The organism is Mucilaginibacter rubeus, assembly GCF_014643835.1.
Taxonomy (GTDB): Bacteria; Bacteroidota; Bacteroidia; order Sphingobacteriales; family Sphingobacteriaceae; genus Mucilaginibacter; species Mucilaginibacter rubeus.
Map to the genome: position 1 here is coordinate 1104033 of NZ_BMKD01000001.1, position 19377 is coordinate 1123409.

General features: G+C 39.7%; 8 protein-coding genes and 1 tRNA gene. 3 read left to right on the top strand and 6 right to left on the bottom strand.

Annotated elements, in window-relative coordinates:
• Window positions 1-2 precede the first annotated feature (2 nt).
• The 5 genes from IEX80_RS04475 to IEX80_RS04495 all read right to left on the bottom strand — a co-directional run bounded on the left by IEX80_RS04475 (window position 3) and on the right by IEX80_RS04495 (window position 16118).
• A complete protein-coding gene (locus IEX80_RS04475; protein WP_188832058.1) occupies window positions 3-6284 on the bottom strand; it encodes a DEAD/DEAH box helicase family protein in 6282 nt (2093 codons plus the stop codon).
• 11 nt (window positions 6285-6295) lie between these two features.
• Entirely contained in the window at window positions 6296-11113 is a 4818-nt protein-coding gene (locus IEX80_RS04480) for an Eco57I restriction-modification methylase domain-containing protein (RefSeq protein WP_188832059.1), read from the bottom strand.
• Between the two features lie 15 nt (window positions 11114-11128).
• The gene (locus tag IEX80_RS04485) at window positions 11129-13969 is read right to left on the bottom strand and encodes a helicase-related protein (RefSeq protein WP_188832060.1); all 2841 of its coding nucleotides are present in this window, start codon (window positions 13967-13969) and stop codon (window positions 11129-11131) included.
• A gap of 515 nt (window positions 13970-14484) precedes the next feature.
• Window positions 14485-15822 carry a site-specific integrase gene (locus IEX80_RS04490; RefSeq protein ID WP_188832061.1) on the bottom strand — a complete coding sequence of 446 codons (1338 nt, stop codon included), beginning with the start codon at window positions 15820-15822 and terminating at the stop codon, window positions 14485-14487.
• A 222-nt stretch (window positions 15823-16044) separates the two neighbouring features.
• A tRNA-Ile gene (locus IEX80_RS04495) sits at window positions 16045-16118 on the bottom strand.
• Between the two features lie 65 nt (window positions 16119-16183).
• Between IEX80_RS04495 and IEX80_RS04500 the strand changes: the two genes are divergently transcribed.
• Window positions 16184-16819: an HAD family hydrolase gene (locus tag IEX80_RS04500; protein WP_188832062.1), complete on the top strand. Its 636-nt coding sequence runs from the start codon at window positions 16184-16186 to the stop codon at window positions 16817-16819.
• Between the two features lie 29 nt (window positions 16820-16848).
• Here IEX80_RS04500 and IEX80_RS04505 read toward each other — a convergent pair whose 3' ends face one another.
• Window positions 16849-18051 carry a proline dehydrogenase family protein gene (locus IEX80_RS04505; RefSeq protein ID WP_188832063.1) on the bottom strand — a complete coding sequence of 401 codons (1203 nt, stop codon included), beginning with the start codon at window positions 18049-18051 and terminating at the stop codon, window positions 16849-16851.
• A gap of 58 nt (window positions 18052-18109) precedes the next feature.
• Between IEX80_RS04505 and IEX80_RS04510 the strand changes: the two genes are divergently transcribed.
• A complete protein-coding gene (locus tag IEX80_RS04510; protein ID WP_090525828.1) occupies window positions 18110-18316 on the top strand; it encodes an RNA-binding S4 domain-containing protein in 207 nt (68 codons plus the stop codon).
• 2 nt (window positions 18317-18318) lie between these two features.
• On the top strand, window positions 18319-19377 hold the full coding sequence (gene aroB / locus IEX80_RS04515; RefSeq protein ID WP_188832064.1) for a 3-dehydroquinate synthase: 1059 nt from the start codon (window positions 18319-18321) through the stop codon (window positions 19375-19377).

A 19377-nucleotide genomic window follows, 5' to 3' on the forward strand; every position in this document is an offset into this window, starting at 1 on the left:
AATTATAAATTGTTAATGTTGAAATTTTCAATGGTATATTCCGTAAAACCTGATTCAATAAACTTTTTCCTGGATTCTTCATCAAAAGGGAGCATGAAGAACTTTGGCAACTCAGACCCCAATGTAGCCTGAGCGACAATTATTTCATCTTCCAGCAGTTCAAAATCATAATCAAAGTTAATAGCAATGCGTCTTTCTATTAACGCTTTAACTATTTCATGCAATTCATCTGCGAAAAGTTCCAATATCTGATTTATAGATTCTGTCGGTTCTTCTACCTTCAATTCCCTCTCTACTCCTTTGAAATCATGGAATTGCAATAAATTATACGTCTGCCAAAAAAGCTCCCAGTTTTCTTTATTATAGTCAGCATCGGGCAATTCATAAAAAATACCGGATTTTATGGCCAGCGTAACCGGATGCCCGAGGCAAATAATTTTTAATTCGTCTACGAATTTTAGATTATCGCATACTGCGAATTGATCAGGCTTAGATTGCTCAAAATTGAAATCTGCCTCCCGTCCCGATTCTAAAAAAGCATCTACCTGGTCAATTGCCAGGCATTTATTTAAGAGTTTGCTTTGTGCTGCAAATAATGGGATAGACGACCACAGCTTAACATCATAGTTAAAAAGAGGCTGTTTAAGAAAAATACAAAACCTCGAATAACTGTTCTGGTTCTTGATTAAGCTAAAATCAAAAGATTTTAGAAGCGGGTGTTTAGGCGCAATTCTTCCTATTGCTTCGAAATTTATTTGTCGAAAAAAGCTATCCTCTGTTTTATTAACAGCCAAATTTACAATGTCTTCCCATGAAAATACCCATTGATCATATCTGCCTGATAGGGTTATAGCATCCCGTATTTTCAAATCACCTAAAACGCGCTTATTTTCAGCTGTGGCATGAAATTTATAACCGTCTAAATAAACAACTATATCCTTTATTGCCTGAACCTGCTCAAATGTTTGTGTAACACCATTAATGGTTAATGACACGCATTTAAACAAACAATCTGGCCTTGTGGTGTATTTTACGCCGGTTAAATAATAACCTAAATTCTGTGGCCATATTTCGTAGCAAATCCGGTTATCCTGTTCAATTAAGGTGAGCCGGTATTTTTTTAATCCATTCTCAATCAGCTCCTCAAAATCACTATTGTGTTTGGCCTTGAAATCCCTTTGCAAAAGATCAATGAACCTTTCTTCTAATTCAGACTCCTCATTGTTGGCAATATGAGCAATATTAGTCAGGCTATTTACTTCATTCCATTCGTTAGATTTCTCAACAATGTCTTTAAATAAATTCTCCGCTTCAGCTCTGCTTAATATTTCCCTGTCATACTGATTAGCGTAAGTGTAGATACACTTATAACAACCATCTTTTCCCTCATCTTTGCAGGTACAATTCCTGATATGGTCGTAAGCGATATTCAGCAGCTTTGTAAATTCCTCTGTATTAAACAATCTTGATAAATAGCCAGTACCGCCGGGAATGCTTTCATACATTACCAGGTAACTTTCCTTTCGGCCAGATTCGGTATTGAACTCATCATAGGCTCTTATATTTACATGGTCTGGGTGACCTTTGAAATAGTCCTTCAATCCTAATAATAGGCCCGCTTTAAAAATAGAGACCTTCTCGGCCGTCCTAAAATCCTGCACAGGAAGTAATATTTTTAAAGCTTCGGTTTGAAAACTCCTATAGATGTATAACTCGTTAAAAGTTTCATCATTTTGTCCCTGGTAGTTGATTGCTCGGTTTGCACAATATCCAAAATGATATGACTTTTGACGGTTATCAAGCTCACGTTGCGTAAGCGGCCTTTCTGTGGCTTTCCCACAAGTTTTACAAACTACGAAACCGACCTCCGGATTTTCTTTATCATTGATAAATAGTTTTCTGCTTCCCCAAAACCCCTCTTCCCTAATGCCAGTATTCACTTCAAAATATTCGGCAGCCGAATAAAATTCAATACCAAAAGGTACCCGTTTTAAAACTTTAGCGCCTCTCGATGAACTTGGGTCTGTTTTTAGATGGACTGACTTAGTATAAAATTTACGTTCTCTATCATCTGAACTGTCGTTAATTTTAGATGATTCCCTATCGTTTACTGACAGTACTCCCTTAAGCTTTACTAAAGTCTTTTTATTTGCAAGGCTCCCCCATGAGTTATGCTGGCACTTTGGACATAATAGCTGGTCCCGCCGTACATCTACATCTAATTCCAGAGCATCACAATTGCTGCAAAAGCGCCATGTTTCATAATCATCCGCCGAAAATATTTCAAGTCCCTGCGATTCCAGCTTGTGTCCCTGGCTGTAAAAAATATTTCCGGGGGCAAGTTCTGTAATGGCACTGGATGCCGGACGTACAATTTCACCAAAATCTTCAACATGGTATCTTACGCCTGTTGGTTCTTCAACCTTAGATATTATTTGGGCATTGATATGTACCCCTGTTTCAGGGAAAGCATAGTTTGGCAGAATACCGATATTGGTTAGGTATTCTATAGTATTTCTCTTGAAAATATTGTCAATCGCCCCCGAAATTGCTCTGTTTTCCGCCTTTAATGCTTCAGTTTCGGCACCAGTAGCCGGAAGTTTGTTGAGCTGATGCTTTACTTCTTTTCTTTTTTTATCGTAATACTCCACCTCTTTAAGTAATTGGCTTTGTATAGATTGCAATTGCTGAACCGGCTGATCGGCCAGTAAATCCATTTCAATCTGCTTAACAGCTTCTAAGGCATCCTCATTGGTATACTTTCCTTTAAAGTTGGTAATTAATTTTGCCTTGTTTTTTGAAATGAAATCAGCAATCTGGTTAAATATAAAGCGGGAATCACCCAAAGGAAGGCTTTTAATTTTCAGTACTCTTACAAATGGTGGAATGTTATTGCTGTCATGATCTGCCGATGCCCAGCTATCAAAGCAATAGGCCATAAAATGCCTGCGTAAAATATCCCTGGCGCCCAAATAACACGAGGGTGTTCTGATGTCACCCGCCATCATGGCCATGGTGTCTTCAAAGTAATATTGATCATGCTCATCACGACCGGCGAGGTTTACTATGAGTGAGGTGCCAGAGGCCCTCCCCGCGCGACCAACCCTTTGTAAATAATTTGAAGTTTCGGGTGGTATAGATGCATTAAAGGCAGTATTTAAATCACCTATATCAATACCCATTTCAAGGGTAGAGGTAGCGACCAATACATTTGTGCTTTGGTAATTAGGTCTGTTTTTAAAATCTATTTCAAGTTTCTCCCTTTTATCCCTGTCAATCAATCCCGTGTGGTCTTTCGCAAATATTCTTAAAGCCCGACCCCTATTATACACCATGCGGTAATAATCGAACCCGTTTTCATTTTTAGTATATTTTCCCGGGCAACGGTGTTGTAAGCAAGCCATTCCCTCAACTAAATTGCCATTACCACTACCAACATTCAAATTATTGCCGCAAACGCTGCATTCAAATGAACTTACATCAGTTGTCAGGTATATTTGATCGGGATTTAAGCCAACGTTATTAATGCCTGCAGCAACTTTTTTGTCCAGTAATTTATTGGCCTCTAAGTATTCAAAAAGCTTTTGGTAGAAATCATTAATAAGTTCGGTTTCAGCTGATCCTACAGTATCAAAACATTTCAAAAACCAGGTGCTATACCAATTTTGCTTGCCGCCCTGCGTTTGAATAATCTCAAAAGCGGCAGTATTTGGACCGGGTGATAATGTTGCAAACTTTGGCAAACGCGAGTTCTTCCCAAAGTTTTTAATCAGGAAGTGCTTTTTATTTGTGTTTTGGGTAATTAGCCAGTAATTGGTTTTTTCTGATCTATATTTTTTTAAATACACGTGGTCAACACCGCCTTTAAAACGTAAGCGATGTAAAAACCCCAATAGAAACTTGGCAAATGTGTCCTGATTGATGCGGCCATTAAGGGTTTCCTTTTCAATCCAATAACTCATTTGATTATAGACATCATCAAATTGGAGAATGTCAAATTCTACGGCAGAAGCCCCTGATTTTTCGAGTGTGCGGCCAATACCCGCGCTAAATGAAAACTCAGACCATATTTCCCAGCTTAACCTATTACTGAACTCCTGCAAAAAGGGTTTCGAAAACGACTTGTCCTTTTGCCTATAGTCATCAATTTTTATCCGGCTTTCGCAATCGGGAGGCAGGTATTTAAAAATGAAGGCATCTTCAGGCTTTGATTCATTAAGTAATTTTTGACGCCATAATTTCTCAAATTCAGGGTAAAGTTCAGTTAAAGTTATTGTGCCATCGTGTGCCTTTAAAACACTTTGAATAGCGTGCCGCATTCCGAAACGATAGTTCCGGCTTTCAATAAAACCAGCCTGGTGGGCAGCATCCTGCACAGCATTGGTAAAAGCGAGCAATTTTCTGTCATGATCTGCTGCCGGATCTGTTGCCGTTGCCATCAACTGTGCAGCAATAATCGATTCTAAAGTCGGCAGACCTGTACCGATCAGTGCAAGCGTATTTCTGGAATTGCAATGCGGGCATATCTTTTCAATTCTGTCGTCAACCTGCCTTCTTACGCCTATTATTTTAAAATAATTGTCAGCTTCCTTTTTATCTGATAATTCTAAGGTTTCGGGGTTAATATAATCCCCAATTTTATCAGTAGGGCTATAGTCATCAGCGAAAACACTTACAACAGATTGTCCTTCTAATGAAGAAATAAAGTACACATTCTTATTTTGCCTTTCAGCCATAAAGAGGGTGCGTATCCTTGTCAAATCATTTTCTAAATAATCATTCCCTTCTTTTTTTACAGCAAGCCAGCCCGAACCGCCGCAGTCACGACAGTAATAAGGGGGCAATGATTTTATTTTTTCATTTGGGTTTAAGTCGCTCTGCCATGCAAACAAAGGGTAAGGCTGCATTTTTTTTAGGGTGCGGTGTAAACTGCGTATCCAATAACTGGTTTGAAAGAAAACAAACGGGGTATATTGATTTCCCGATTGCTCTTTTGCGTACGACAATATGCCCGTTAACGATTGCAGCAGCTTAAAACCTTCATGATAGGTTAGTGTTCCCTCCTTAAAGCACCTTGTTATCCAATAGGTTGTTGTTTCTTCTAATTCAACAACGCCTTTACTGGTTAGTTCGACCAATTGCAGCAGCCATTTATTTTTTTTGAGCTGGTTTAATAGTACTTCCGGCTCATTTGAATATCCCCATAAATTTAGCTGTCGCTCAACATACGTTTCATATTCGTCAGCTTCATAAAAATCGCATTGGTTTATTTTGCCCAGGTCAAAGACTGGCACCTCCAATGCTTCATCGAAAAACATTTCGGGTTCTATTCTTTTCTCCTCAATAACAGCGCTGCTATCTACGTCAATCCCAAAGATCAGGGAGAAAAACTTTACCAGCTCTTCTTTTCCTTCATCGCCGCCAGCCATTGTTGCCGACGTGCCAACAGGAACTAACTGATCATTACCAATATTTAATTTAAGCTTTAAACGCCTGATGAGGCTAGCCACATCCGATCCTTTTGCGCCGTCATAAGTATGCAATTCATCCAGTACAATAAATTTCAGGAGTGAGCTATCTGCATAATTATACTTCCATAGGTTATGATACCTGGCTATCATGAGCGAATAATCCAACATTTTAAAGTTGGTTAATATGATATCCGGAGGTGCCTGTATTAAGGTATCACGGTCTTCAATTATCCGCTGTTCTTCCATACGGGTGGGCCTGTCCTTTGCCTTGTTTCTGCCTTCACCTATAAATAGGCCCGCCCTTATTTTGTCGCGCAATACATATTCGCCTGAGGGGCTTTTATAATTGTGAATTGCTTGCGCTAAGCGCCTTGCTTGGTCAGTGGCGAGGGCATTCATGGGGTATAATATAACAGCCTTTATACCGGGATTGCCTATATTTTTATAGCAATAATCTAACAAGGGGTATAAAAAACTTTCAGTTTTTCCAGAACCTGTTCCTGTTGTTAAAATTACAGGCTGGGGTTGATTATTTTGAGTTGTCAACCGTTTAAATGCCTCGTGCTGGTGCCGGTAAGGTGGAAAGTTTGGCGCAATGGTTAATACTTCGGCAAGGTTTTTTTCTTCTTCGGGTTCAATCCTCTCAAATGGCAGCCTTATTTGTATATAAGGGCCTTTAAACATTCCATGGCGTTTGCTATATAAAAAATCCTCAAACGCCTGCTCAACTTTTTTATCGTCAAAGTTATAGGTAGCCTTCAAGTACTCAACCACTGCGTTTCTTATTTCCTCTGCCTGTAGTAGTGATAACATGTATAAACGCTTTAGTTGTTAGGTGTCGCGGTAACTAATACATCATTAGCAAACACGTTTTCAAAATGTGCCCAGGCGGTTTTATATTCTTCAACCCGGTTGCATTTATCAAAAGGTGCGTAGTAAGTTATTTGTTGGCCTTGATATAACTCGCTTTTGGTAATGGTATACTCATAAATGTCTCCATCTTTAAGAGTACGCTGCATTGGGTTAACTTCGATTGTTGCTTTATCCCATTCGGCCCTATCCAAACCAACGCCCGTGAGGCCTTTGCTGCAAGTGAAAATAATATTTCCTTTTGCATCATACCAGGTATCGTCTTCATTTTGTTGCAGTACCGGGAATTGCACGTTATAAATAAGGCTCAACTCTGCAAGCGTAAGGCCTAATGCCATAGCTGTTATTACATCAATCTCTACCAAAGCCAACCGACGTTCGTACCAATTTCGGAGCGGTGAACGCCATTCCCATGCTTTAGTTAGGGCATTAAATGGTTTTAACCTTGCATCGTCCTTACTCCATTCATCTTGCCTATAAACCTCCTGCCAGTTTTCTTCCCATAGCGGCGCGTAGTACTTGTTAAGGCAGTTAAGCAATAAGGTGCGGCTAAATAGTTTCGGTTTAAACTTCGCTTCAATCCCCAAAGGAAATGCAGTGATTCTGCTATCACCTAAATTAGAAGCACCAACTGTTTTGATAAAGAAATCTAAGATTAGAGATGAGCATAGCCCTTGTGCCTCTATCAAATCCGCGGATTTTTTTAGAGCTAATGAAATTATGCTATTAATGTGGCTCGTTTTTGCTGGAAGTATTGAACTAGTTAATGTTCTTTCTCCCGGTTGATTGAGCATTTTTCTAAAGCCAATTTTGTAATAATCTATCCACCGGTCTGTTCCGAATCCAGTGATAATATCGGGAAACATGAGCGGATTTTTACCAGGGACATAATTTGTTCGAGGCACAAAGGAATCTTCAATACTTAGTAGATCAATTGTTTCATAATCTGAGCGAAGTGTACAGATTTTAAGTGGCGTTTTATAAAACGGATTACTTATATAAATGTGCGGGCCACTATAAATCATTTCATGGTCCGCTAAATCTGGAAATTTAGTGGAACGCACTATAATCCCTAAATTAACATCATTTGTTTCGTGCCATCCTTCTGATATTTTCGAATCGAAGTTTTGGATAGAGCTCTTAAATTCGCTTAATTTTTCTAACACAGACACCAATGTTGATGAATGTATAGCGACCAATTTTGCGGTTTGCCATTGATTAGAATCTTCAAAAGTTAAAGCCAATATTCTCAGTTCTTTTTCAGTGAGTCGAACCACCCTATCAGCATGGGGCTTTACGTTCCAGATAAAAGAACCCGAAACCTCATCTTTGATCTTAATACCACCCGCTAATCCATTGCCATTATGGTTAAACGACCCTTCAATGGTTGACGGGTGGCAAATATTGCTCATGGATATGAAATCTATTTCCTTTGGTGCACCTCTATAAATATTTATACTGTAATACTGCTGATCATGTACTTCGCTGAATAATTTTAAAGCGTTTCTATGGTGGAAGTGATAAACTAATCTTTGATATAATTCTTTACGCAAAGGCTGGCCATTAGGGTCGTCATATATTCCTTCGGGGTGTACCAAGCCTAAATAGCCTTGTGGCGCAGTTAAAGAAAAGCCATCCTCTATTACACATTTATACAAATTGGTCTGCTGGCCGGCAAGTAGCGGATAGTTTTGTCGAGCATTCATAAACTGCGCTAAGCCTTCAGTCCCAATTAGCTCAATGTAGTACTCTTTCTTTTGAGCATTTGATAACAGATAGGCTTGCTGCATCTTCCGTACTTGTGGGGCAGTCGTTTTTCTTATCAGGATTTCTGGAAATTGTTCGGCGATGATGTCCTTTTCCTCAAATAATAATTTTATCCATGGCGGATTGCCCACAATCACATCAAACCCGCCCCTATCCTTAAACACTTCTAAAAACTCAAGTTCATGATGGAAAAATCGATGCTGCTCGCGTAGTGCAGCTATGGTTTGTATGCGGGTGTCGCTGCCAAACAGGGTCCATTGGCTTGCGGCATTTTTTTTAATGTTGGCCAAAATCTCGGGCGCGCCTGGATTTTCAGCCAAGCCGGAAAGATCAATACCTAAAATATTTTCAACCTCGTTATACCACTCATTCCTGTTAGGGAAATCGGCGGCGTTTCTGGCGTCCCAAAACCAAAGGCTGCACCAATAGTCCATCACCATACGCAACTTATAAAATGGCGCACTTCGGGCATTTCGCCTTTCGGCGAGGCGTTCCTTTTCGTCATAGCCTTTTATCGCTATTTGTGGGGCATTTTGCCCATAAACCGCATATGCGCTGGTGGTATCTTTTATTATTTCTTTTATCTGCTTATAATGCTCTTCCAGCAGGGTATCAATTACCTTGCAAAGCTTCTCCAAACGCTTACATTCAAGGCTGGTTAGCGGTTGTTTAAATTGTTTCTTTTTCTCAGTTATCGCCTTTTTTTCAGCGTCGCTTAAGTCTTCCTTTATCAACCCAATCCCTGCCGAGGAAAGCATGTTATCATCCGGTAATAAAAAATGATAAAACTGGTTGGGTTTACGTGTTAGAACTCCCTTTTTATCCCACTTAATACGCCTAGGGGCCTTTGCCCACCAGGCTTTTGGTATAAGCGTATTGCGTAGTTTGGTAATTCCTTCTTTAGGGTACTCCGCAATAATATCCTGTTCATCGTAAACTTTTAGCCAGCAACCTACCACCGCATTGCCCACGCCTAAGCGATGCGCAAAAAATGGCGTTTCCATATTTCGGTGCATACAGTTAAGCCATAGTGAAAGCTTACCCAGTTCAACCGCGGTGGGGTTTAAATCCACACCATACACGTTATTGGCCGCTATAAAGGCTTTTACTTTTTGCAGTTCATCGTTGTAGCTACCCGGTATTATTCGCTTGCGGCCTTTTCTAACTGCTTCGGTTTCCTTCAATTCCAAATAAGCATCGGCCAATTGATTAATAGCCTCGTTATGAAAAGCCGCAGCGCCCATCGCCGGTTCCAGTATTTTAAGGGTTAATATTTCGTCGGCGCAATCTTCACCTGCTTCCTGACGTTCCTTCAACTTATCAATTATGCCCTTTAGCGTATATTTTACCGTTGTTTGGGTAAGCACTTCAGGCGTATAATACGAGGCTGATTTTTTCCTGTCACGGCCATTCAGGCGATAAACAAAATGACCTTTGGGTAACTGCTGATCGTATTGCGGATTTTCGGGGTCTTTTAGTATTTCATCTTCCTTAAATTCATCTCTTCTGGTTAATGGAACAAGGAAAGTTCCTTCTTTACCATCCGGGTCGTCCGCTGCTTTTACCTCGATCAGGGTATCAGCTGCGAAGAAACCACTAAAGGCAAGCAAACTTTCGTACACACTACCCAATTGATTGATACCCAAATTGCCGTATGATATCCGCCCTCGACTTTTAGCTTTACTTTGGTCGCTTAATGATAAGCGCTTTATAATTTGCTGTAAAACTATATTGCGAAACTGTACACCCGACAAATGTTTCAATTCGATATTATCGAATAAAGGCGAGTCCAAAGGTTTCATTTCAAACCCATTAGTGGTTTTCACGCCGCTATGGAGATAATCAAATAATTTCCACAAGCTGATGGAAAAGAAGTGCCCTTCTTTTGATGAATCTGTACCCAAGTGTACAAACTCCAAATCGCGAAGCATTTCAAGACTATAACCTTTTTGGTAAGTAGGATCTTTAACCGGTAATATTTCTAAATCTTCCCTTGCTTCTGCATAAAACAAAAACAGCAGGCGATATACCATAGTAAGGCATTCATCTTTTAATTCCTTCGCAAATTTTTCGTCGGCCATTAATTTTTCAATGGCCTCTTTATCTTCTAAGGTTTTTACATTTTTCTTCCTAAACCAAATGGCCTCATTTGCCAGGCTCTCCACTGCAAAAATTACCCCTTTTTTTAAATTCTGAGTTACACCGTAAGCCGCCTTATGCGCATCTTCATCCAGCGATTGCAGCAAACTATCAGTATTGCCTAAAAAATTAGGTTTGGCCAGCAGGGCATAAAACAAAGCTAAATAATCGCGGTTGGCGGAAACCTGCGATTCAAGGAAAAGTTCTTCCAGGTCGAACAATAAAAAACTATCATACTTCCATTTCTCAAAATGGATCAGGAAAATTTTTGCACCCGCAAGCATGATCACATATACCGGGCGTTCGTCTTCTGGCAATAGAAACAATTCAGACAGCGCATCTTTAATTACATCGGGATTTAAGGTAATATCTCCCCATGCTTCCGGAAAAACCTTCTCCCACTCGTCTTTTACCCAGGTTTGGTCGTAAATACCTTCGGGTGCCTTTTCACCTTCATGGACGATGGCTTTCATTTCCATGATAAACAAATAAGGTTTTCCGACTTTGGTATAATTGTAGCGTACAGGTATTACCTGGGTATCATCAAGGTAAACCGGCTGATTGTATTCAGGAGTACCGTTTATATAGCCAAGCGCCTGTAATACTTCTCTATGAAAATCGTGCGTGCGTTTTACTTTATCTTTTACACGTTGTATGTTGAATAAATCATTTTTAAAGCGATAGTATTTTTCGCGAAGAGGAGAAATAAGAGCGTTTATTTCGGATAGATGATTACTCGTATCCTTTCCATCACTATCTTTTTTCTGCGTAACGTAGCCTGCTTTATCAAACACTTTTTTGGGGAAATTATCCGTAAAAAAGTGTTGTGAGTAGTAATCGCCAATATTTTCTATAAACCTGATCATTCTCTTTTTAAATCGTTACGCGTTATAAAACACTGCCAGCAAGCGCAAATAGGGGTCTTCTTCTAACTGAAAAAATGTTTTGTAAAACTCGTCAGTCTCCTTATGCACATAATCTATATCTTTTTTTCGCTTATCCTTATGCGAGCGACCTGCCCCGGCGCTGTCCTCCCCGAATTGTAAATCTAACTGACGTTCGGAGTTTTGCAGCCACTTGTTCAACTTTCTTTCGTATTCGGTTAGCTTGTCTTCGATGTCATCAACCAAATTTCCCTGTAACTGCTGCGTATACAAACGCTTTGCAGATGTGACCGCATCAGGTAACATCGCTTGCAAAATGTCTAAATGCGCTTGTTCAATTTCCAGGGTTGGTAAATCGTCAAACAATCGGTAATGGCTAACGAAATCGTCAAAGCTATCCAGGTTGCCTACATCCCTGCCAATAAAGGACCGGCCAATCACAAATAATTTTGACAAAATTGCCTGCCCCTTGCCATTGGAGCTTATTCCCTGGAAAATAAACCATGCCGATTTATCAGGCAAGGGACTGCGCATCCGGGCCACAGGAGCATTCCCTTTATCAATGCGGGCCAATATTTTATACTGCAACCATCGGGCTAAAGGATGCATATCATAAAGTAATTGGTGCGTCGGCCAGCCTTCTTTTTTTCGCGCCCTCTCTATCGATTTTTCAACCGCTTCTTTATCACAGGTAAGTTTAAATGTGTCCCTTTTATCGGGGAAAGCTTCATCCGGAATATCATACAGTACCCCTTGGGATTCGCCACGTTTGCCACAAAGTTCCTCAGTTTGAACAAACTCAATCAATTGATCCATCGGGTCGACTGATATTTTATCGCGCAGCTTTTCATCTACTGATTTTAATTCATCAATGACGGTGGAATAATACTGGAAATCAGTAGAATAAAAAGAACTGTGCGGTTTTTCAAAAATATTTTCTTTTGATAATTCAGTTTCTTCTGATACATCATAGACCGCATTCCAATCAATTTCGTCGTCCTTCTGTTTTTTGTCGAGGATGGAAACATCTCCTTTTACAAAAGCCCTGGTTACCAGCTTTTCCTCTTTATTAGTATCATAAAGCATCCAGAGGCTTGCAGCGTCACCCAGCGTTTTATATACTTCTTCTTCTTTTTCCTTTAATTTATCCAGTATCCTAAAATCGTCCTTAATTGTTGGGTTATCCGATTTTGAAATAAGATAATAGATGTAGGGCGTATTTTTTTGCCCGAACCGATCTATCCTGCCATTGCGTTGTTCCAGTGTTATAATAGACCATGGAATATCATAATTAAACATTTTGTGGCAGTGGTAATGCAAGTTAACCCCCTGGCTTCCCGCATCAGAGGTGAGGAACAAACGGATAGGGCTTTCTTCCTTTGAAAACTTCTCAATGATGTCCTGCTGCTCGGTATCTGTTAAACTGCCATTAAACTGAACTATTGCTGCTTCATCAATGTTAAATGCGGCTTTTAGCTTTTCTTCCAGGTAGTCAAGGGTTTTTCTTCTTTCGGTAAAAATGATGATCCGGTCGTCCGTTTTCCTGCCTTTCCAACCCGACGCCTTTAATTGAGTAATAAGTTCAGCTAACTTTCCGTCTGCGTTTATTTTTAGGATGTTGTCCAGTTGAGCCTGTAAGCCAAGTAAGAAACTTTTGGTTATCTCTTCATCAATTTGTTTTTCCAGCCGGTTGCTTATCGTTTCAAGACATGCAGAAGGAGAAGACATGTACGATTTGAATAAGCCTATAGTAAAAAGCAGTGAACCATCGCTCATATTACCGTTTGCTTTATCAAAAGCTTCACCTTTAGCGCGTTGTATTTTTTCAATCACACTTTCCTCTTCGGGAAATAATGAAGCATGAAAGCTGGTTGTTACCCGGTCACGAAAGGAATCGCCAACCTCGCTTTCAACATCCTTTTTAAATCTTCGTACATAAAGCGGTGTAATATCTTCTGCCGTAAATTCTCCGTTATAGGGAATAGCGGTTGGATCGAGTAATGTGATCAGATTGGCAAAGTTTTTCTTTTTACCGTTATGTGGTGTGGCAGAGGTAAGCACCAGCGCTTCACATCTTTGAGATAAAAACTTGGCGAGTTTCCCGCGGTCGCTGCCTTCGTTTGCAACTGTGTGACATTCATCTATTACGATAATGTCCCATTTGATCTTTTCAAGATAATGTCGGAATTTACCATTGTTTTTCAGGGTATCGACGGATACAATTACCTTATCATAATAATCAAATGGATTTTTATTCGAAGGGATAATGGTAGTAATTCTTGCCACACCCTGGCTATCCAAGCGGACCAACGGAATCGAAAACCGGGACCATACTTCCTGCTGAAATTGGGAAAGTATAGATTTGGGAGTAACAACCAAAATTCGTTGACCCTTCCCACGGCGAATCATTTCCGTAAGGAAAATCCCTACCTCAATGGTTTTACCTAACCCGACAGCATCAGCGATCAGGATTCGTGGTTTGGGCAGCGATAGGGCTTTTATAGTTGGGATAAATTGATAATTGCTTGGCCGGATTGCGGCTTTGTTTGCTATCTCAATCCCTTCAGAAAAGAAAGACGAGTTACGCAAAACAGTTTCTATAAAAAGTTTTGATTTGCGATATCCATTGGAATTATCAGCAATGAGCTTAGTTGATTCTGGCGTAATAACATCAAAATCCTCCAAACTGAGATCAAACGTAAAACGCATCCCTTTCACCAATTCGGAAATACCTTCAACTTCAATTATATCTTTTTCTACATGAGTTACCAAAAAGTCTTCATCCCGTAAAGAAAGACGTATTCCGGCTGCTATGTTGTGCGTTTTTGTTTCTAACATTTATCTGTTTAGGTAATTCCCCGTAATTGGTTGTGAGATTTCCTTTAATGCATTGTGAAGTAAGAGAAATTAATCAAATTTTCACAATGCACGAAGCTAAATAAAAAGCTTAGAATTATAATAAGTAGTATTACTCGATTGTAAATACGAATTTGAAAATATTTGTAATTAATATTGATACTATAGCGCTACTCGAGCATATTTTCAATTATGATGATGATAATTCAGGCACGAAATGATTTTTCTGTCTCCCGAACAAATCTACCCTACTTATAAATATTATAATTCGATCCCGATTTGGATTAAAATTTTTTTTTAAAGCGAACAAAAGCCGGAAGATGCTTTTAATTATCTACTAGTCTTTCGAACAAAATACCATAGAAATAAAATCCAAACTCCAAACCCTATGATAAATAAGGGTAACTTATTTGCCGACGTTGTGGCGGCAAGAAATGCCCCTGTAGCTACAATACAGGTAAGGCAAAACAAAATGAATGTTTTCATATTCAGTAATATTATGCGCTTACGAGACGCATGGTTTTACGGTGTTCTATCGGGTCACTTAATTCCTTAATTTTAGTTGTTTGTGGCTTGGCTGGTTTCGGTTTATTCAATCCTCTGAAAAACTTCATTACAGCTGCCTGTACTTTATCAACGATACTCCAGTCTTTTTCGATATAAATGTCTGTGATTTTGTGATCTCCGTCTACATGGTTTAAGGCTTCTGCAATACTATCTTTATCCATTTGGCATTTATTTCTTGCAATGGTCGCAAAGGTATGCCGCGCCCAATAAAAGGTAATATCTGGCACGCCCGTTATAGTACGCAATTGTTGCATTCCCTTGCTTAACGCTGTATCCAATCCATTATAGGTACTGTATCTGTCCTGCAATTTACCTATGTATTTTTCAAGCAATGGCCTTGCTTCCGGAACAATCTTTATACTTATAAATGCATCATCATCACGAAGACCACTTGTTTTTGATCGGTTGTATTCTAACCTTGTACTTTCCGGATCATAGCAATTAATGTTGTAGAAATCTACAGCGTTCATCCCACACATATAAAAGCTTAGCATAAATAAATCCCTGGCCAACTCTGCGCGGCTTTCAGGGTTTACCGCACACTTTTTTAGTTTATTGACCTGCTCAACTGAAATGTTTCTTTTTTTGGTTTTTGGAGGTGCGCCGATTTTATAAACCTTGAACGGATAATGTTTAATTTTAACAACGCCGATATCCTCATTATTATAAATCTTTCTGGCCTCATTGAATAGCGTTCGTAAATCGCGCATATGGGAGTAAATACCCCCGGTTTGCATGCCTTTTTCTGTTGTTGTTACTTCCCTACCTAATTGGTTAACCCGCACCATTGTACGGTCGGTTTGTAACCATTTTTCGTAGGCGAATAGCATACCGGAATTAATCTCTAAAATTGATACGCTTTGCTTTTTAAAATAATCAATAAGGCTGTTTCGGACAGCCCGATGATTATCGGCGGTTCCATCTCTTTTAGCTTTCCGTAATGAAGCAATGTGCTGGGCACAAAAGGCAATAAAATCTACCTCTTTGTCTTTGTTAATTAAATAGGCTTTTAAATCATCACAGGTAAAAAAGTCCAATTTGGGAGCAAGGTCGCCAATGGTCTTTCGATAATCCGTTAGTGTATCGTCTAACGATTTAAGGATATGTTTATCCTTAATTTTTAAGTTCTCATCAAGTTGCCGGGCCGTTACATATTGGTTGGTTTCGATAAACCGGCGGACATCTTTGTGAAAGACTTTGATTTGTACATGGAAGGTTCCATCCTCCCTTTTAAATTGGTCATAAACCACAGCATTTACAGTTGCCATAATCTTGTTTTTTTTAGGCCACGTAAAAATCGTCATGACGGAATAGTGACGGTTTTACGTGAAGTTCAACAAATAATTATGCAAGTCCTGACGTTGTGAAGTTTTTACGGTGTCAGCGCCGTGGAATAAATCCGACTCAAAGATATTAAAAAAAGACCGTTTCCGTTACAGAAACGGCCTTTTACCGGAGAAAAACAGGACCATTGCTGTCTGTTTTCCTTGTGCGCCCACCTGGGCTCGAACCAGGGACCAAAAGATTATGAGTCTTCTACTCTAACCGACTGAGCTATAGGCGCGGTTATTTTGTTTTTGTTTGCGGGTGCAATTTTACATATTTGCGGCCATATCTCAAACTCTTTTTATGGAAAATATTAAAAATATCATCTTCGATTATGGTAACGTTATTTTCAGTATCGACTTTCTCCGGGTTCAACAATCTTGGAATCAATTAGGTATAAGTAACCCCGAAGCGTTTTTTGGCCACAAAACCCAGGATGAAATTTTTGATAAATTTGATCGTGGCGAAGTTACCGCGGCACAATTCAGGGATTACGTAAGGGAAAAAACCAACAACCTTTCCCTGACGGATGATCAGATTGATGCCGCATGGAACAGTATCCTGGTCGGAATTGCCGAAGGAAATCACGAATTACTGTTAAAGCTGAAAGACAAATACCGTACTTTTTTGCTTAGCAATATTAACGCTATCCATTATGATTATATCATGAACTATCTTAAAACCGATTTCGGTTTTGAAGGAAACGATCACCTGTTCGAAAAAACATATTACTCGCACCTTACAGGCAAGCGCAAGCCAGAGCCTGCCATTTTTGAACAGGTACTTAAGGAGAATAATTTAAAACCCGAAGAAACCTTATTTATTGACGATAGTCCGCAGCATTTGGAGGCCGCAAAAAAGTTGGGTATCCAAACCTTTCTAATGACAACTCCAGATACCATACAGTCCTTTGCAAAAAGAGAGCAATTAATTTATTAAATGCCCTCTTTGTATGGTAGTTTTATAAGTTAAGCGCTTCGGCGCTTTCTTTCTTTTGTAATTAGACTCAACTCGCGGCTCATTTGCCCGGCTATAGCTGTATTTTCCTGTGCACGGCGAAATAAATATGGCAGTACAGCCTTTACCGGTCCATAAGGCACGTATTTGGCTACATTATAATCGGCATGGGCCAGGTTAAAACTTAAGTTATCGCTCATGCCAAGCAATTGCGAAAAATAAACATGCGGATGTTTATGATCAATACCTTTATTGTCCAGTAATTCGGCCAGCAAACGGCAACTTTCTTCATTATGTGTACCTGCAATAAAAGCTATTTCATTGATATGACTTGTACAATAATCAAGCGCCGAATCATAATCAAGATCAGCAGATTTTTTATCGGGCTGAATTGGCGATGGGTAGCCCTTTTCTTCGGCACGTTTACGTTCTTTTTCCATGTAAGCACCGCGTACTATTTTTGCTCCCAATATAAAACCTTCGCTTTGAGCGATGGCATGATCATTTAACATCGAGGCCAGTTTATCATGCCTGTACATTTGATAGGTATTATAAACTATCGGCTTTTGCTTGTTAAATTGGGTCATCATGGTAAGCGCTAAAAGATCAATAGTATCCTGAATCCAGCTTTCTTCAGCATCTATCATTACAGGCACGTTGTTTTTGAACGCTTTATCACAAATAGCCAGTACACGGTTTTGTACCCTTCTCCACTCCTCTTCTTCGGTATCGTTCAATTTAACACGGGCATCCAATTTTTCAAGGAGGCCAAAACGTCCCACCCCCGTTACTTTAAATACGGTAAGAGGGATCGCTTTGTCTTTGGCAGCGCGGTCAATGGTACGGATAATCTCATCGCGGGTATTATCAAATACGGTTTCTTCCTCTTCACCTTCTACCGAGTAGTCCAAAATGGTACCCACCCTGCCGCTATAAAGGTTTTTGATGGTATAATCACATTCGGCAATAGTTTCGCCGCCGCAAAAATGTTTAAATATGGTAGCTTTGATAATATTCCTTATCGGCAAACCTATCTTCATGGCAAAATTGGTAACCGGTGGGCCTATCTTTACCAAAAAGTTAATATTGATCATCCTGAACAACCAGTAGGCACGGTTCAGATCGGTATTGGATGAATGGCGAAAAGCTATTTCTGTATTTTCGAACGAGGGCGTATTTCGTCCTTGATTATTGTTAGTTTCAAAAGAGGTCATCTGCAAAATTATAAAATGATAACTCATAATTGCATGAATAGTTTATTTTTGCCATCCCATGATCGAATTTAAGTTAGAAGGGGACTTTATCCCCATGATCCAGCTACTCAAGGCTGCGAACTTAGTGCAAACCGGCGGCGAGGCGCAAATAGTTGTAACTGAAGGCCTCGTGAAGTACAATGGTGTAGTTGACTACAGAAAACGCCTCAAAGTAAAAAGAGGTGACACGGTTGAGTTCGATGGAAATAAAATTATAGTCATATAATAATGAACACTATTTTAAGCGATAATTACTCGGTTTATTTTGATAATAGCCTTGATAAATTAGTTGATTTTGTTAAAAAAGGCAACTATTCAAAATTCTTTATTTTAACCGACGAAAATACAGGCGAACACTGCCTGCCCTTACTTACCAGCAAACTTAAAGATTTTAATAATTACGACCTAATCGAGATTTCGTCGGGAGAGGAAAGCAAAAACATTGATTTTTGTGTGGGCGTTTGGAAAATGCTGATTGACTTTGGTGCCGATCGTAAAAGCCTCATGATTAACTTAGGTGGCGGTGTTATTACAGACATGGGTGGCTTTGCCGCTTCTACCTATAAAAGAGGGATAGATTTTGTACAGGTGCCAACTACCCTCCTTTCACAGGTTGATGCCTCTGTGGGCGGCAAAACAGGTATCGATGTTGACGGCATAAAAAATATTATCGGGACATTTACTATGCCTAAAGCTGTGTTTATAGCGCACGAGTTTTTACAAAGCCTTCCGCCTCGCCAGATCCTTTCGGGTTTGGCCGAAATGCTGAAACATGGTTTAATTGTTGATGCCAGTTATTGGAATCAACTTAAAAATAGCGACCTGAAAAACCCGTCGGTTGAACTTGTTCACCGCTCAGTAGAAATCAAGAATGAAATCACCATTGAGGACCCGCATGAGAAAGGTATCCGCAAGGCGTTAAACTTTGGGCATACTATCGGGCACGCGGTTGAAACATACTCTTTATTACATGACGAAGACAGCCTTTCGCACGGTGAAGCAGTAGCTATCGGCATGATCTGCGAATCATACCTCGCCCACAAAAAAACAGGGTTGCCTTCAGAAGAACTTCATGAAATTGTAAAGGTATTGACCGATCTTTATCCGAGGTATACCATCAACGAAGACAGTTTTGACGAACTGCTGTTGAATATGAAAAAGGACAAAAAGAACATTGGAGACGAAATTAATTGCACCCTGTTAACACATATAGGTGAGTTTAGTATTGATAATGTGTGCACCGCCCACGAACTTTGTGAAAGTTTAAGATATTACATTAACTTGTAA

What these genes read in the sequence shown, in the direction of transcription:
- IEX80_RS04485 (WP_188832060.1), bottom strand. Translation starts at nt 13,969, where the DNA reads ATGTTAGAAACAAAAACGCACAACATAGCAGCCGGAATACGTCTTTCT.
- aroB (WP_188832064.1), top strand. Translation starts at nt 18,319, where the DNA reads ATGAACACTATTTTAAGCGATAATTACTCGGTTTATTTTGATAATAGC.
- IEX80_RS04505 (WP_188832063.1), bottom strand. Translation starts at nt 18,051, where the DNA reads ATGACCTCTTTTGAAACTAACAATAATCAAGGACGAAATACGCCCTCG.
- IEX80_RS04500 (WP_188832062.1), top strand. Translation starts at nt 16,184, where the DNA reads ATGGAAAATATTAAAAATATCATCTTCGATTATGGTAACGTTATTTTC.
- IEX80_RS04475 (WP_188832058.1), bottom strand. Translation starts at nt 6,284, where the DNA reads ATGTTATCACTACTACAGGCAGAGGAAATAAGAAACGCAGTGGTTGAG.
- IEX80_RS04510 (WP_090525828.1), top strand. Translation starts at nt 18,110, where the DNA reads ATGATCGAATTTAAGTTAGAAGGGGACTTTATCCCCATGATCCAGCTA.
- IEX80_RS04490 (WP_188832061.1), bottom strand. Translation starts at nt 15,822, where the DNA reads ATGGCAACTGTAAATGCTGTGGTTTATGACCAATTTAAAAGGGAGGAT.
- IEX80_RS04480 (WP_188832059.1), bottom strand. Translation starts at nt 11,113, where the DNA reads ATGATCAGGTTTATAGAAAATATTGGCGATTACTACTCACAACACTTT.